Source organism: Kitasatospora sp. NBC_00315 (assembly GCF_041435095.1).
In the GTDB taxonomy this organism is placed as follows: domain Bacteria; phylum Actinomycetota; class Actinomycetes; order Streptomycetales; family Streptomycetaceae; genus Kitasatospora.
Genome location: NZ_CP108025.1, coordinates 7,293,203 through 7,307,117, shown reverse-complemented (window position 1 = coordinate 7,307,117; position 13,915 = coordinate 7,293,203). Strand labels below are relative to the sequence as shown.

The following is a 13,915-nucleotide window of genomic DNA, read 5'->3' as shown; positions in this document are numbered from 1 at the left end:
GGTATGGCTGGAGCTGTGGAACTGGACGTGGCCGGTCGCGCCGTACGGCTGTCGAACCCGGACAAGGTGTACTTCCCCGAGCGCGGGTACACCAAGCTGGACGTCGCTCAGTACTATCTGGCGGTCGCCGACGGCGTGCTGCGGGGGCTGCGCGAGCGCCCGACCACCCTGCAGCGCTTCCCGGACGGCGTAACGGGCGAGTTCTTCTACCAGAAGCGCGCTCCCAAGGGCCTGCCCGACTGGCTGCCGACGGCGACCATCAACTTCCCGAGCGGGCGCTCGGCCGACGAGATCTGCCCCACCGAGCCCGCCGCCGTGCTGTGGGCGGCCAACCTCGGCTGCCTGACCTTCCACCCCTGGCCGGTCCGCCGTGCCGACACCGAGCACCCGGACGAGCTGCGGATCGACCTCGACCCGCAGCCCGGCACGGACTTCCACGACGCCGCCCGGGCCGCCCACGAGCTGCGCCAGCTGCTGACCGAGCACGGAATGCAGGGCTGGCCCAAGACCTCCGGCGGCCGCGGACTGCACGTCTACGTCCCGCTGGAGCCGCGCTGGACGTTCACCGACGGCCGGCACGCCGTGATCGCCCTCGGCCGCCTGCTGGAGCAGCGGATGCCCGGGCGGGTGACCACCGCGTGGTGGAAGGAGGAGCGGGGCGAGAAGATCTTCGTCGACTACAACCAGATGGCCCGCGACCGGACCATCGCCTCGGCGTACTCACTGCGCGCCCGGCCGGGCGCCACCGCCTCCACCCCGCTGCGCTGGGAGGAGCTGGACGACGCCTCGCCGGAGGACTTCGACCTGCGCACGGTGCCCGCGCGCTTCGCCGAGGTCGGCGACCTGCAGGCGGGCATGGACGGACAGGCCTTCTCGCTGGAACCGCTGCTGGAGCTGTACGAGCGGCAGGCGAAGGACGAGGGCCTCGGCGAGCTGCCCTACCCTCCGGACCACCCCAAGGCGGCCGGCGAGCCGCCCCGGGTCCAGCCCAGCCGCGCCCGCAAACACTGACCCGCACGGCGGCGGCCCGCGCGCGTTGGTCCTGCGGCGACGCGGCCCCACAGATGCCGGTGCGGACCGGCCCGGCCCGCACCGGCCCGCACCGGTCCGCACCGGCCCGTGCCGGTCCGCGCCGACCACTGGACGGGTCGGCCGGACGGGTCAGCCGGCCGGGGCCGTCCGCCGGATGATCCGTACCGCGTCATCGATCTGGGCGTCCGTGAGGTCGCCCCGGGCGGTCAGCCGCAGCCGGGAGATGCCGTCGGGCACGGACGGCGGCCGGAAGCAGCCCACCGCCAGACCCGCGGTACGGCAGTCCGCCGCCCAGGCGACGGCGGCCTCCGGGCCGGGCGCGCGTACCGAGACCACGGCCGCGTCCGGCGTGCTGGCCCGGAGGCCGGCGGCGGTGAGCCGGCCGGCGAGCAGCCGGGCGACCTCGCGGGCCCGCTCCGCGCGGTGCGGTTCGGCCCGCAGCAGGCGCAGCGCGCCGAGCGCGGCGCCCGCCGCGGCGGGGGCCAGACCGGTGTCGAAGATGAAGGTGCGGGCGGTCTCGGTCAGGTGGCGGATGACCCGGCGGGGCCCGAGGACGGCGCCGCCCTGGGAGCCGAGCGACTTGGAGAGGGTGACGGTGGCGACGGTGTCCGGCTGCCCGGCGAGAGCGGCGGCGGCCAGCGCGCCCGCGCCGCCGGGGCCGAGCACGCCGAGCCCGTGGGCGTCGTCCACCAGCAGGGCGGCGCCGTGCGCGCGGGCGGCCGCGGAGAGCTCGGGCAGCGGTGCCGCGTTGCCGTCGACCGAGAACACCGAGTCGGTGACGACCAGGGCCCGGCGGTGGCTGCGCTCGGCCAGGGCGACGGCGACGGCGGCCGGGTCGCTGTGCGGGGCGCGGTGCACGTCGCTGCGCGACAGCCGGCAGCCGTCGATCAGGGAGGCGTGGTTGTAGGCGTCCGAGACGATCAGGGTGTCGGGGTCGGTGAGCGCGGTGAGCGCGGCCAGGTTCGCGGTGTAGCCGGAGGAGAAGACGAGCGCCGCCTCGACCCCGCAGAAGTCGGCGAGCTCATCCTCCAGCTCGGTGTGCAGTGCGGTGGTGCCGGTGACCAGCCGGGAGCCGGTCGCGCCGCCGCCCCAGCGCAGCGCCGCGTCGGCGGCGGCGCGGGTCACGGCGGGGTGGTGGACCAGCCCGAGGTAGTCGTTGCTCGCCAGGTCCAGCACCGGGTCGTCGGCGGGCCGGCTGCGCAGCGTACGGGTCAGGCCGGCCCGGGCCCGCAGCTCGGCGGCCTCGTCGAGCCAGTCGAAGACGGCGGCCGGGGTGCGGGTCTGCTGCTCGGACGCGGTGGAGTGGGCCATGGCCGCACTCTGGCACGAGGGGCGTGGCACCGGCAATGTGCGCCGGGGCACAGCGCCACCGGGGCGGTGGCCGTACGAGCGCAGCGGACGCCGGAGCCGCCGAGGTCGCCGGACGCGAGCGGCGCAGGCCGCGAGGCGGCGGGCGAGGGAGGCGGCCCACCGGGCGCCGATCGGCTCGCGCCGTCCCCGGCCTTTGCCCGGGGACGGCGCGAGCAGGCAAGATAGCCGGGTGACCCTCCTGGACCTGATGCCGAGCCCTGCCACTCCCGACGCGCTGTACGAGACGTTCGCCGCCTGGGCGGAGGAGCGCGGGATCACGCTCTACCCCGCGCAGGAGGAGGCGCTGATCGAGCTGGTGTCAGGAAACAACGTCATCCTGGCGACGCCGACCGGCTCCGGTAAGAGCCTGGTGGCGGCCGGTGCGCACTTCGCGGCACTGGCGGAGGGCAAGCGGACGTTCTACACCGCGCCGATCAAGGCGCTGGTGTCGGAGAAGTTCTTCGACCTGTGCAAGATGTTCGGCACCGAGCAGGTCGGCATGATGACCGGCGACGCGAGCGTGAACCCGACCGCGCCGATCATCTGCTGCACCGCCGAGGTGCTGGCGAACATCGCCCTGCGCGACGGGGCGCAGGCCGACGTCGGCCAGGTCGTGATGGACGAGTTCCACTTCTACGCCGAGCCGGATCGCGGCTGGGCCTGGCAGATCCCGATCCTGGAGCTGCCGCACGCGCAGTTCCTGCTGATGTCGGCCACCCTCGGCGACGTCCGCCGGTTCGAGGAGGATCTGGCCCGCCGCACCGGCCGGCCGACCACCGTGGTCCGCTCGGTGACCCGGCCCGTTCCGCTGTTCTACGAGTACCGCCGCACCACCATGCACGACACCCTGGAGGAGTTGCTGACGACCGGTCAGGCGCCGGTGTACGTCGTGCACTTCACCCAGAAGGAGGCGGTGGAGCGGGCGCAGTCGCTGATGAGCATCAACATGTGCTCGAAGGCGGAGAAGGACGCGATCGCCACCCTCATCGGCAACTTCCGCTTCACCACCAAGTTCGGCCGCAACCTCTCCCGGTTCGTGCGGCACGGCATCGGCGTGCACCACGCGGGCATGCTGCCCAAGTACCGCCGGCTGGTCGAACGCCTCGCCCAGGCGGGCCTGTTGAAGGTGATCTGCGGGACGGACACGCTCGGCGTCGGCGTCAACGTGCCGATCCGCACCGTTCTGTTCACCGCCCTCTCCAAGTACGACGGCATCCGGGTTCGGACCCTGCGGGCGCGGGAGTTCCACCAGATCGCCGGCCGGGCCGGGCGGGCCGGCTTCGACACCGTCGGGCAGGTCGTCGCACAGGCGCCGGAGCACGTGGTGGAGAACGACAAGGCGCTCTCCAAGGCCGGCGACGACCCGAAGAAGCGTCGCAAGGTGGTCCGCAAGAAGGCGCCGGAGGGCTTCGTCGGCTGGACCGAGGAGGGCTTCGAGAAGCTCATCGCCGCCGACCCGGAGCCGCTGGTCTCCCGGTTCAAGGTCAGCCACGCGATGCTGCTCTCGGTGATCGGCCGGCCCGGCAACGCCTTCGAGGCGATGCGCCACCTGCTGACCGACAACCACGAGGAGCGCTCGGCGCAGCGCCGGCACATCCGCAACGCGATCGCGATCTACCGTTCGCTCCTGGACGGCGGCGTGGTCGAGCGGCTGCCGGAGCCGGACGCCGAGGGCCGGATCGTGCGGCTGACCGTCGACCTGCAGGAGAACTTCGCGCTCAACCAGCCGCTCTCCACCTTCGCGCTGGCCGCCTTCGACCTGCTCGACCCGACCTCGCCCTCGTACGCGATGGACGTGGTCTCGGTGGTGGAGGCGACCCTCGACGACCCCCGGCAGATCCTCGCCTCGCAGCAGAACAAGGCGCGCGGTGAGGCCATCGGCGAGATGAAGCGCGACGGGGTCGAGTACGAGGAGCGGATGGAGCGGCTCCAGGACATCACGTACCCGAAGCCGTTGGAGGAGCTGCTCAGCCACGCGTACGAGGTGTACCGGCGCGCGCACCCCTGGATCGGCGACCACCCGTTGCAGCCGAAGTCGGTCGTCCGGGACCTGTACGAGCGGGCGATGACCTTCACCGACTACGTCGGCCACTACGATCTGGCCCGCACCGAGGGCATCGTGCTGCGCTATCTGGCGGGCGCGTTCAAGGCGCTGGAGCAGACCGTCCCCGAGGACATCAAGACGGACGACCTGAAGGACGTGATCGCCTGGCTGGGCGAGCTGGTCCGCCAGGTCGACTCCAGTCTGCTCGACGAGTGGGAGCAACTGGCCAACCCCACCGACCCGTTGGCGCCCGAGGTGCGACTGGACGACCGGCCGGCGCCGGTCACCGCCAACGAGCGGGCGTTCCGGGTGCTGGTGCGCAACGAGATGTTCCGCCGGGTGGAGCTCGCCGCGCTGGAGAACTACCACGCGCTGGGCGAGCTGGACGGCGAGTACGGCTGGGACGCCGACCGTTGGGCGGACGCGATGGACGCGTACTGGGAGGAGCACGACGACCTCTCCACCGGTCCGGACGCGCGCGGTCCCAAGATGCTGCTGATCGAGCAGGAGGAGGACGCCTGGCAGGTGCGGCAGATCTTCGACGACCCGGCCGACGACCACGACTGGGGCATCAGCGCGGAGGTGGACCTGCACGGCTCCGACGAGGAGGGCCGGGCGGTCCTGCGGGTCACCGCCGTGAACAGGCTGGACGGCTGAGGCCGGCGCGGCCGCCCGGGACCGCTCCGGCCCGTGGTGTCCTGACCATTCGTCAGGACACCACGGGCCGGAGGGTGATCAGGTCCAGATGAACTGGGCGCCGGCCGCGTAGGAGACGGCCCGGGTGGCGGCCTCGATCTGCTGCTCGGCGCTCTGGCCCGCGGTGGAGGCGCCGGCCGTGACGCCCGGGCTGCTCGCACCGGCGGTCGGGGAGGCGCTGTGCGTCTCGGTGAGGCGGGAGGCGGTGACGGTCAGGTAGTGACCGACGGCCTCCACCCGGGGCTGCTGGGCGCCGGCCGTCGGCGCCGGGGCGGCCGTGGTGTCCGGAAGGATGAAGGCGAGGGCGGCGGCGGCGTTCTCCTGCGCGCGCAGGGCCTGCGCGGCCTTCGCCGCGGAGGCGTCGTCGGCGAACCGCAGCACGGTCACGCTGCTGAGCAGCGCCGGGTGGTCGATGCCGGAGAAGCTGACGGTGACGTAACCCTGGCAGCCGGTGTCGTGCAGCGGGTCCACGTCGCGCGCGCGCAGCGTCTCGGCGCAGTCCTGGCCCTGCCGGGCGCCGTTGCGCTTGCCCTTGTAGCCGCCCATCTCGATGGTGCGCTGCGCGGGGAAGTAGCGGTCGGCGGTGAGGGCCTCGGGATCGGTGTCGGTCGGCGGCAGCGGGTTGCCGACCACCGGCGGGGTCTTGGTGGCGTCGGCACTGGAGGGGCCGAGCCCGGGTATCCAGTCGCCGGGGTGGGGCCGGCTCACCACCCATCCGCCGCCCGCGACGACGGCCACCACGACGCACCAGCCCAGTGCCTTGGCGGGCAGGGTCCGCGTCGCGCGCCGGGCCCGCTCCGATCGTCCGTCCGGTCGTCGGCCTGCGGGTTGCGGGTCACGTTGCCCCTGCGTGGTCATGGCGCAGATTCTAGGCCGTGCGCCCGTACGGCCGAACGGTGGGTCACCGTTCGAATGCGGGGTGACCTGCGCCACTACTGTGAGCGGCGACACTGTGACAACTCGCACATCCTCGGCTGGATCTTCTGGCGGGTTTCCTCTGGCGCGGCCGGGCGGCCACCGGGCAGGATCAGGCGCATGGATCTGCTCGACACCCTCACCGCCAAGGGCCTGCGCCGGGAACTCCCCACCCGGGAGGAGGCCCTCGCCGTTCTCGCCACCACCGACGACGAGCTGCTGGACGTGGTCGCGGCCGCCGGGCGGGTACGCCGGCAGTGGTTCGGCCGCCGGGTCAAGCTCAACTACCTGGTGAACCTCAAGAGCGGCCTCTGCCCCGAGGACTGCTCGTACTGTTCGCAGCGGCTCGGCTCCAAGGCGGAGATCCTCAAGTACACCTGGCTGAAGCCGGAGCAGGCCGCCGAGGCCGCCGCCGCCGGGCTCGCGGGCGGCGCCAAGCGGGTCTGCCTGGTCGCCAGCGGGCGCGGCCCGACCGACCGGGACATCGACCGGGTGGCGGACACCATCGCCGCGATCAAGGACGCCAACGAGGCCGTCGAGGTCTGCGCCTGCCTCGGCCTGCTCTCGGACAACCAGGCCGAGCGGTTGAAGGCGGCCGGCGCCGACGCGTACAACCACAACCTCAACACCTCCGAGAGCACGTACGGCGAGATCACCAGCACCCACACCTACGCGGACCGCGTGGACACGGTGAACAAGGCGCACGGCGCCGGTCTGTCCGCCTGCTCGGGCCTGATCGCGGGCATGGGCGAGAGCGACGCGGACCTGGTGGACGTGGTGTTCGCGCTGCGCGAGCTGGACTCGGACTCCGTGCCGGTCAACTTCCTGATCCCCTTCGAGGGCACCCCGCTCGCCAAGGAGTGGAACCTCACCCCGCAGCGCTGCCTGCGGATCCTGGCCATGGTGCGGTTCGTCTGCCCGGACGTCGAGGTGCGGATCGCGGGCGGCCGCGAGGTGCACCTGCGTTCGATGCAGCCGCTCGGGCTGCACATCGCGAACTCGATCTTCCTCGGCGACTACCTCACCAGTGAGGGCCAGGCCGGGCAGGCCGACCTCGACATGATCGCGGACGCGGGCTTCGAGATCGAGGGCGCCGGCCAGGTGACGCTGCCTCGGCACCGCGCGGACGCGGCGGCCGCGGCGGCCGCGGCGGCCGGCCCGTGCGGCTCGGCGGGCGACTCGTGCGGGTCGGCGGCGCCGGAGGGCTCGGCCCACGCCTGCGGCTCCGGCGGCGGCTGCGGCCCCTGCGGCGGTCACGGCCCGGCCGAGGAGGCCGAGGCGGCGGCCGACGAGGTGCGCAGCGACCTGGTCCGGGTGCGGCGCCGGGGTGCCGGCACCGAGCTGGCGCCCAACGCCTGACGCTCCGCGACCGCCGGGCGCAGGACGCCCGGCGCTCCGCGACCGGAACCACCGAGGAAAGAACCACCGTGGCCCAGCTCTCCCCGCAGTCCCTGCTCGCACTCGACCGGGCGCACGTCTGGCACCCCTACGGGCCGATGCCCGGCACCGCGACCCCGTACGTGGTGGAGTCCGCCTCCGGCGTCCGGCTGCGGCTGGCCGAGCCGGCGGGCGGGCACCGGGAACTCGTCGACGGGATGTCCTCCTGGTGGGCGGCGATCCACGGGTACGGGCACCCGGTGCTGGACGAGGCGGTGCGCGACCAGCTGGGCCGGATGAGCCACGTGATGTTCGGCGGGCTCACCCACGAGCCCGCCGTGCGGCTCGCGACGACGCTGGTGGAGATCACGCCGGAGCCGCTGCGGCACGTCTTCCTGGCCGACTCGGGATCGGTGGCCGTCGAGGTCGCGATGAAGATGTGCCTCCAGTACTGGCAGTCGGTGGGCCGGCCGCGGAAGCGGCGGCTGCTGACCTGGCGCGGCGGCTACCACGGCGACACGTTCCACCCGATGTCCGTGTGCGACCCGGACGGCGGGATGCACCAGCTCTGGGGCGGAGTGCTGCCGCGCCAGCTGTTCGCGGCCGAGCCGCCCGCCGGGTTCGACGCGCCCCTGGACGAGGCGTACGCCGCCTCGCTCGCCGAGCTGGTCGAACGCCATGCGGACGAACTGGCGGCGGTGATCGTCGAGCCGGTGGTGCAGGGCGCGGGCGGCATGCGCTTCCACTCCCCCGCGTACCTGCGGCTGCTGCGGGAGCTCTGCGACGAACACGGCGTGCTGCTGGTGTTCGACGAGATCGCCACCGGCTTCGGCCGCACCGGCGAGCTGTTCGCCGCCGGGCACGCCGGGGTCGCACCGGACGTGATGTGCCTGGGCAAGGCGCTGACCGGCGGCTATCTGACGATGGCGGCCACCCTGTGCACCACCGGGATCGCGGACGGGATCAGCCGCGGCGCCGTGCCGGTGCTGGCGCACGGGCCGACCTTCATGGGCAACCCGCTCGCGGCGGCCGTCGCCAACGCCTCGGTCGGGCTGCTGCTCGGCCAGGACTGGCAGGTCGGGGTGAAGCGGCTGGAGTCCGGCCTGACGACGGGCCTGGCGGACGCGGCCGAGGTCCCGGGCGTGGCCGACGTCCGGGTGCTCGGCGCGATCGGGGTCGTCCAGCTGGACCACCCCGTCGACGTCCGGGCGGCGACCGAGGCGGCGGCGCGCGAGGGCGTCTGGCTGCGGCCGTTCCGCGATCTGATCTACACCATGCCGCCCTACGTGACCGGGGACGAGGACCTCGCGCGGATCTGCGCGGGTGTCACGGCGGCGGCGGTGGCGGGATGACGCCCGGCGGTTCGGCGGACCGGGCGGACACGGCGGCGGTGCGCGGCACGGCGGCGCACCGGGAGAACAGGGCGGTGGCGCGATGACCGCGCGGGTGGTGTTCGTGACCGGCACCGGGACGGACGTCGGCAAGACGGTGGCCACCGCGGCGGTCACCGCCGTGGCGCTGGCCGCCGGGCGGCGGGTCGCCGTGCTCAAGCCCGGTCAGACCGGCGTCGCCCCGGGCGAGGCGGGAGACGCCGACGAGGTCGTACGGCTCGCCCGCGGGAGGGGTGGGGCCCACGCGGTGACCGTCCGCGAGCTGGCCCGGTACCCCGAGCCGCTGGCCCCGGACACCGCGGCGCGCCGCAGCGGACTGCCGACGGTCGGCCCCGAGCAGGTGGCGGACGCGGTGGCCGACCTTGCGACCTCGCACGACCTGGTGCTGGTCGAGGGCGCCGGCGGTCTGCTGGTGCGCTACGACGAGCGGGGCCACACCCTCGCGGACATGGTGCTCGCCACCGCGGCCCGGGGGCTCGGAGCGGAGATCCTGCTGGTGGCGGCGGCCGGACTGGGCACGCTGAACGTCACCGCGCTGACGGCGCAGGCGCTGCGCGCCCGGGGGCTGGGCACACTGGGCGTGGTGATCGGCGCCTGGCCGGCCGAGGCCGACCTCGCCGCCTGCTGCAACCTGGCGGACCTGCCCTCGGTGGCCGGGGCGCCGCTGCTCGGCGCGCTGCCCGAGGGAGCGGGCGGCGCCGCCGACTTCCCGGCCCTCGCCCGTGCGGCGCTCGCCCCGCAGCTCGGCGGCCACTGGGACGCGGCCGCCTTCACCGCCGCGCACCAGGTGCCGCTGCCCTGACCGTGCCGCCCGGCCGGTGCCGACCCGGCCGGGCCCCGCTGCCCGTTCGGCCGAGCACGCGGTTCGGCCCGTACTGCGCCGTCCGCCCCCGGGCCCGGGCCCGGTCCCGGCCCTGAGCGGCGGACGGCCCTGAGCGGCGGACGGCCCCGGTCAGCCGCTCAGCGGCTTGACCCAGCGGCTCCACTGCGGCTCGGGCGCGTAGCCGCCGCTCGTCCAGGTGCGCTGCCCGAGCTCGTTGTGGTCGAGCACCATCGCGTCGGCCCGGCGCCCGCCGAGGGCGGCGAAGCGTCGTTCGGCGGCGGCCAGCAGGGCGGCGCCGATACCCCGGCGGCGGTGCCCGGGGTCGACGGCGAGGCGGTAGAGGTGACAGCGCCAGCCGTCCCAGCCGGCGATCACCGTGCCGACCACGACGCCGCCGAGCTCGGCGACGATCAGCGCGTCCCCGTCCCTGGTGATCAGCCGGGCGAGCCCGTCCGGGTCGTCCGTGATGCTCGTCCCCTCGGCCGCCCGGGCCCAGAACTCCAGCAGGGCGGGGACCTCGTCGACGGTCGCGGTACGGATCTTCGGCTCACTCATGCCAGATGTCTACCAGCCGGGCGCGCGGTGCGCGAAGCATTTCCCGCCGGCCGGCGCGCACCCTCCCGGACGCCGGTGCGCACCACGTTCCCGCCGTTCAGGGGCCGTTCGCACGCCGGCCCGGGGGCGCGCCGACGATCGCCGGACCGGCCGGTCAGGGGGCCGGGGCGAGCTTCCAGACGGTGGTGGTCTTGAGCGCGGCGTCCTCCAGGTCGGCCACCACGGGGACCTCGTAGGCCGCCAGCGGCAGGAAGCGCTCGCGCGGCAGGTACGCCCGGCCCGGATCACCGACGATCACCAGGGCTCCCCGGGCCCGCGCCCGCTCCAGGAACGGCAGGAAGCGGGCCGCCATCGTCCGCTCGTAGAACACGTCCCCGGCCAGCACCACCTCCGCGCCGGCGCCGTCACCGTCGAGGACGTCCTCCAGCGCGGCGTCGACCCGGACCGCGTTCACCGCGGCGTTGATCCCGATCGCCGCCACCGCGTAGGCGTCGATCTCGGCGGCCCGTACCGACGCCGCCCCGGCGAGCGCGGCCGCGATCCCGACCAGGCCCGATCCGGCCGCCAGGTCGAGCACCGTCCGGCCCGCCACCAGGTCGGGGTGGTCGAGCACGTACCGGGCGACGGCCACGCCGCCGGCCCACGCGAAGGCCCAGAACGGGGGCGGCAGGCCGATCTCGCCGCGGGCGACCTCGGTGGCCTCCCAGAGGGTGATCGCGTCCTGCGCCATGTTCAGCCGGATCTCGGGCACGAAGGGCACCGGCGCCGCACTGGTCGACGCCCGCACGAAGGCCGGGTCCGACCCGGTGGTGTTGCCCTGATGGAGGACGTGCGTCTGGTTCGGCATGCCCGCAGCATAGGGCCCGGCCGAACCGCCGCCGGACCGTCGGCCGACGGCCGTGGACGACCCGGCGGACGTCCGGCCGGGGCCCGCGCCGCTCGCTCTGACCGCCGCGCCGTCAGTCCCGGCCGAGTGGAAGGAGGTTGGGGAGGTTGACCACGATCGCCTCCTGGGTGCTGCGGGCGATCACCACCACGGCCTCCTCGTGCGGATCCGGGTTCTCCTCGCGGTGGGGGACGAACGGCGGGACGAAGATGTAGTCCCCCGGTCCCGCCTCCAGGCGGACCTCCTCGACCTCGCCGGAGGAGTCGTCCGCGAAGACGAACACCGGGTGCCCGGAGGCCACGTAGATCGCGGTCTCGGAGTCGCCGTGGTGGTGGTCACCCGAGGAGGTGGCGGGGGCGACATGGGTCTGGCCCATCCAGAGCGTCTCGGAGCCCACCGTCTGGCCGCTGATCCCCGCGAACCGCCGCATGCCGCCGGTCTGCGCGGTGTCACCGTCCAGCTCGCCCGCCCGGATGTGGTGCAACCTGGCCGCCAGCGGGGCCTCCTGGTGCGGGCGGTCCGGCAGGTGCGGGTGGAAGCCGGTGCCGGCCACGGTGGTGGGCCGCCGCTCGCCGGGCTCGTCGGCGTGGGTGTGCGGGTGCTCTGCTGAGGTCATGACGTTCCTTGCGCGTGAGAGGTCCGGAGGGCGGGGCGCGTGAGAGGTCCGGAGGGCGGGCCCGGTCGGCCCGGTCCACGGATTCGGGAGTCTCGCAGTCGTGGCGGCAGGGAGCACGGAGGCACGCGTCCGTACGGCCACGGGGCCCCGGACCCGACCGGAGGTCCGGGTGGGGGTGCCGCACGGCGGTGGTCGAACAGCGGGGCCGTTCAGCGGGTGCTGTGCGGCGGGCGCCGTTCAGCGGCGGTCGAGCGGCGGGTGTCGTGCAGCAGGTGTCGTTCAGCGGGCGCGACAGAGCGCGGACGGCAGCGACGGACGGTCGGTGCGGTACGCGGCGCGGTGCTGGACACGGCTGGGCATGGAGCAGACGCTAGGGCCGCGGCGAAAAGGATGTCAAGAGGTGTCCATTGCCCCGGAGCGCCGGGCCGCCGATCGTCCGTGGCCGAAAGGCATTGTGGCGGCGGGCCGACGGACGATAATGGTGCACATGCATATTTCCGCGAAGGCGGACTACGCCGCGCGGGCCCTGGTCGAACTCGCCCGCGACACGGCCCGTCCGCTCACCTGCGAGAGCATCGCCTCCTCCCAGGAGATCCCGTTCCGCTTCCTGAAGTCCGTGGTCGGCGACCTGCGCCGGGCGGGCCTGGTGCGCAGTCAACGCGGCTGCGAGGGCGGCTACTGGCTCGGCCGGCCGGCCGAGGAGATCAGCCTGCTCGACGTGATGCGCGCGGTCGACGGCGGCTTGATCACCCTGCGCGGCGAGCCGCTGGCCGAACTCGACTACCCCGCACCGGCCCAGGGCCTGCCCGACGTGTGGCGCGCGGTCGAGGACAGCGCCGCCGAGATCCTCGGCCGGGTCACCATCTCCGCCCTGGTGGGCGGAGACGGCCCCGGGGCGCCGGCCGCCCGGAGACGGACGGACGTCCTGGTATGACCACCGCTCCGCCCGGCCCCGGCTCCCCGACGGCCACCGTGAGCTCCGACGCGGCAGCCGCCCCGGGCGCCGACGGGGGTGCCGAGGAGCGACCGGTCGGGCTGGAGGTGGTGGAGTTCACCGACCCGCTCTGTCCCTGGGCCTGGGGCTCCGACCCCAAGCTCCGCAGGCTCCGTGACCTGCTGGCCGGCCGGGCCCACTGGCGCCCGGTGTACGGGATGCTGTTCGACGAGGAGGAGGACGATCCGGCTCCCGATCCGGCCGCCGAGACCGCCTGGTACGCCGGCTACGTCGCGGACATCAGCCGGCACACCGGTGCACCGCACGCCGCCCGGCTCGGCTGGGTGGCGGCCAGTAGCCGGCCGGCCTCGCTCGCGGCGGTGGCGGCGGTCCGGCAGGGCCCCTCGGTGGCGGCCGCGGTCCTGCGCCGGCTGCGTGAGAGCGCCTTCGTCCTGGGCGAGCCGGCCGACACCCCGCAGCGGGTGCTGACCGCACTCCATGGTCTGCCCGGCCTCGAACCCGACCTCCTGCGAATCGACATGACGGATCGTCGGCTCATGGCGCGACTGACCGCCGACCGGGCGGAGGCCCGGGCGCCGGTGTCCGAGGTGCGGGGCCTGCGGGGCTCCGGACCGCATCCGGGCGCGGCCAAGGAGGCCGGCGACGGCTGCCGCTACGCCCTGCCGACCCTGCTCTTCCTCGGTCCCGCGGGGCGCCGGGTCGTGCCGGGCTGGCGCCCGCTGGAGGAGTACCTCGCCGCGGCCCGGGCGGTGGCCCCGCGGCTGCGCCTGCGGGCCGACGGCGCGCTGCCGGACGCCGACCAGGCGCTGGAGCTCCACCTCAGCCTGACCAGGGCCGATGTGGAGCTGTTCACGGCCGACCGCCGGCCCCCCGCGCGGGGGATCCGGGTCGAGAGCGGGAACGGACCGCTCTGGCTGCACCCGGCGTACGCGGCAGGGCACCCGGCTCTCACCGCCCGACCGGCGGCGGGCCGTTGACCGGAGCCCCCGCCCGACCGCCGGCGCGCCGTTGACCGGGACCTCACCCGCCAGGGGGGCCGCGGGCCGTTGACCGGGCCCCTCGCCCGCCGGGCGCGTGCCGGCTCCGCGCGGCGCTGACGGTCCGACGAATGAGACACCGTTTGGTGTCCATTGACAGGGCGCCACAGCGCCGCCAGGATGAGCGCATGCTCTCGACGCACCCCGGTGTGGTGTGCCGCTTCGTGGACTTCCGGCGCACCAGCAGCGACCTCTGTCGCTGACCCAGCGCCCTCCCGCCGCCACCACACCTGCCGAT

At 74.7% G+C, this 13,915-nt stretch carries 12 protein-coding genes; 7 read left to right on the top strand and 5 right to left on the bottom strand.

Annotated features, from left to right (window positions below; translation table 11 throughout):
• Positions 1 to 3: 3 nt before the first annotated feature.
• Positions 4 to 1,011, top strand: a complete 1,008-nt coding sequence (gene ligD, locus OG823_RS30790; RefSeq protein WP_371483418.1) for a non-homologous end-joining DNA ligase — start codon at positions 4 to 6, stop codon at positions 1,009 to 1,011.
• A gap of 150 nt (positions 1,012 to 1,161) precedes the next feature.
• On the opposite strand, the gene OG823_RS30785 is transcribed toward ligD, so the two are convergent.
• Complete coding sequence (locus OG823_RS30785) at positions 1,162 to 2,343, bottom strand: 8-amino-7-oxononanoate synthase (RefSeq protein WP_371483417.1); 1,182 nt, start codon at positions 2,341 to 2,343, stop codon at positions 1,162 to 1,164.
• Positions 2,344 to 2,590: 247 nt separating this feature from the next.
• Between OG823_RS30785 and OG823_RS30780 the strand changes: the two genes are divergently transcribed.
• The gene (locus OG823_RS30780; protein WP_371484717.1) at positions 2,591 to 5,083 is read left to right on the top strand and encodes a DEAD/DEAH box helicase; all 2,493 of its coding nucleotides are present in this window, start codon (positions 2,591 to 2,593) and stop codon (positions 5,081 to 5,083) included.
• A 78-nt stretch (positions 5,084 to 5,161) separates the two neighbouring features.
• On the opposite strand, the gene OG823_RS30775 is transcribed toward OG823_RS30780, so the two are convergent.
• Positions 5,162 to 5,980: a hypothetical protein gene (locus OG823_RS30775; RefSeq protein ID WP_371483416.1), complete on the bottom strand. Its 819-nt coding sequence runs from the start codon at positions 5,978 to 5,980 to the stop codon at positions 5,162 to 5,164.
• Between the two features lie 177 nt (positions 5,981 to 6,157).
• Between OG823_RS30775 and bioB the strand changes: the two genes are divergently transcribed.
• The 3 genes from bioB (at position 6,158) to bioD (ending at position 9,607) form a co-directional block, all read left to right on the top strand.
• Entirely contained in the window at positions 6,158 to 7,396 is a 1,239-nt protein-coding gene (bioB, locus tag OG823_RS30770; protein WP_371483414.1) for a biotin synthase BioB, read from the top strand.
• A gap of 68 nt (positions 7,397 to 7,464) precedes the next feature.
• A complete protein-coding gene (locus OG823_RS30765; protein ID WP_371483413.1) occupies positions 7,465 to 8,766 on the top strand; it encodes an adenosylmethionine--8-amino-7-oxononanoate transaminase in 1,302 nt (433 codons plus the stop codon).
• An 82-nt stretch (positions 8,767 to 8,848) separates the two neighbouring features.
• On the top strand, positions 8,849 to 9,607 hold the full coding sequence (gene bioD / locus OG823_RS30760) for a dethiobiotin synthase (RefSeq protein WP_371483412.1): 759 nt from the start codon (positions 8,849 to 8,851) through the stop codon (positions 9,605 to 9,607).
• A 150-nt stretch (positions 9,608 to 9,757) separates the two neighbouring features.
• On the opposite strand, the gene OG823_RS30755 is transcribed toward bioD, so the two are convergent.
• The 3 genes from OG823_RS30755 to OG823_RS30745 form a co-directional block, all read right to left on the bottom strand.
• Positions 9,758 to 10,183 (bottom strand): GNAT family N-acetyltransferase, encoded by a 426-nt coding sequence (locus OG823_RS30755; RefSeq protein ID WP_371483411.1) that lies wholly within the window; start codon positions 10,181 to 10,183, stop codon positions 9,758 to 9,760.
• A 154-nt stretch (positions 10,184 to 10,337) separates the two neighbouring features.
• The gene (locus OG823_RS30750; protein ID WP_371483410.1) at positions 10,338 to 11,030 is read right to left on the bottom strand and encodes a methyltransferase; all 693 of its coding nucleotides are present in this window, start codon (positions 11,028 to 11,030) and stop codon (positions 10,338 to 10,340) included.
• A gap of 112 nt (positions 11,031 to 11,142) precedes the next feature.
• Positions 11,143 to 11,685 (bottom strand): cupin domain-containing protein, encoded by a 543-nt coding sequence (locus OG823_RS30745; protein WP_371483408.1) that lies wholly within the window; start codon positions 11,683 to 11,685, stop codon positions 11,143 to 11,145.
• Between the two features lie 487 nt (positions 11,686 to 12,172).
• Between OG823_RS30745 and OG823_RS30740 the strand changes: the two genes are divergently transcribed.
• Together OG823_RS30740 and OG823_RS30735 are read left to right on the top strand one after the other, a co-directional pair.
• Complete coding sequence (locus tag OG823_RS30740) at positions 12,173 to 12,619, top strand: Rrf2 family transcriptional regulator (RefSeq protein ID WP_371483407.1); 447 nt, start codon at positions 12,173 to 12,175, stop codon at positions 12,617 to 12,619.
• Positions 12,616 to 13,617: a DsbA family protein gene (locus tag OG823_RS30735; RefSeq protein WP_371483406.1), complete on the top strand. Its 1,002-nt coding sequence runs from the start codon at positions 12,616 to 12,618 to the stop codon at positions 13,615 to 13,617. Before OG823_RS30740 ends, OG823_RS30735 begins: the two co-directional genes overlap by 4 nt.
• The last annotated feature ends 298 nt before the right edge of the window (positions 13,618 to 13,915 follow it).

Excerpts from the sequence above, each read along its gene's own strand:
- ligD (WP_371483418.1), top strand. The coding sequence starts at position 4 with ATGGCTGGAGCTGTGGAACTGGACGTGGCCGGTCGCGCCGTACGGCTG.
- OG823_RS30785 (WP_371483417.1), bottom strand. The coding sequence starts at position 2,343 with ATGGCCCACTCCACCGCGTCCGAGCAGCAGACCCGCACCCCGGCCGCC.
- OG823_RS30780 (WP_371484717.1), top strand. The coding sequence starts at position 2,591 with ATGCCGAGCCCTGCCACTCCCGACGCGCTGTACGAGACGTTCGCCGCC.
- OG823_RS30775 (WP_371483416.1), bottom strand. The coding sequence starts at position 5,980 with ATGACCACGCAGGGGCAACGTGACCCGCAACCCGCAGGCCGACGACCG.
- bioB (WP_371483414.1), top strand. The coding sequence starts at position 6,158 with ATGGATCTGCTCGACACCCTCACCGCCAAGGGCCTGCGCCGGGAACTC.
- bioD (WP_371483412.1), top strand. The coding sequence starts at position 8,849 with ATGACCGCGCGGGTGGTGTTCGTGACCGGCACCGGGACGGACGTCGGC.
- OG823_RS30755 (WP_371483411.1), bottom strand. The coding sequence starts at position 10,183 with ATGAGTGAGCCGAAGATCCGTACCGCGACCGTCGACGAGGTCCCCGCC.
- OG823_RS30750 (WP_371483410.1), bottom strand. The coding sequence starts at position 11,030 with ATGCCGAACCAGACGCACGTCCTCCATCAGGGCAACACCACCGGGTCG.
- OG823_RS30745 (WP_371483408.1), bottom strand. The coding sequence starts at position 11,685 with ATGACCTCAGCAGAGCACCCGCACACCCACGCCGACGAGCCCGGCGAG.
- OG823_RS30740 (WP_371483407.1), top strand. The coding sequence starts at position 12,173 with ATGCATATTTCCGCGAAGGCGGACTACGCCGCGCGGGCCCTGGTCGAA.
- OG823_RS30735 (WP_371483406.1), top strand. The coding sequence starts at position 12,616 with ATGACCACCGCTCCGCCCGGCCCCGGCTCCCCGACGGCCACCGTGAGC.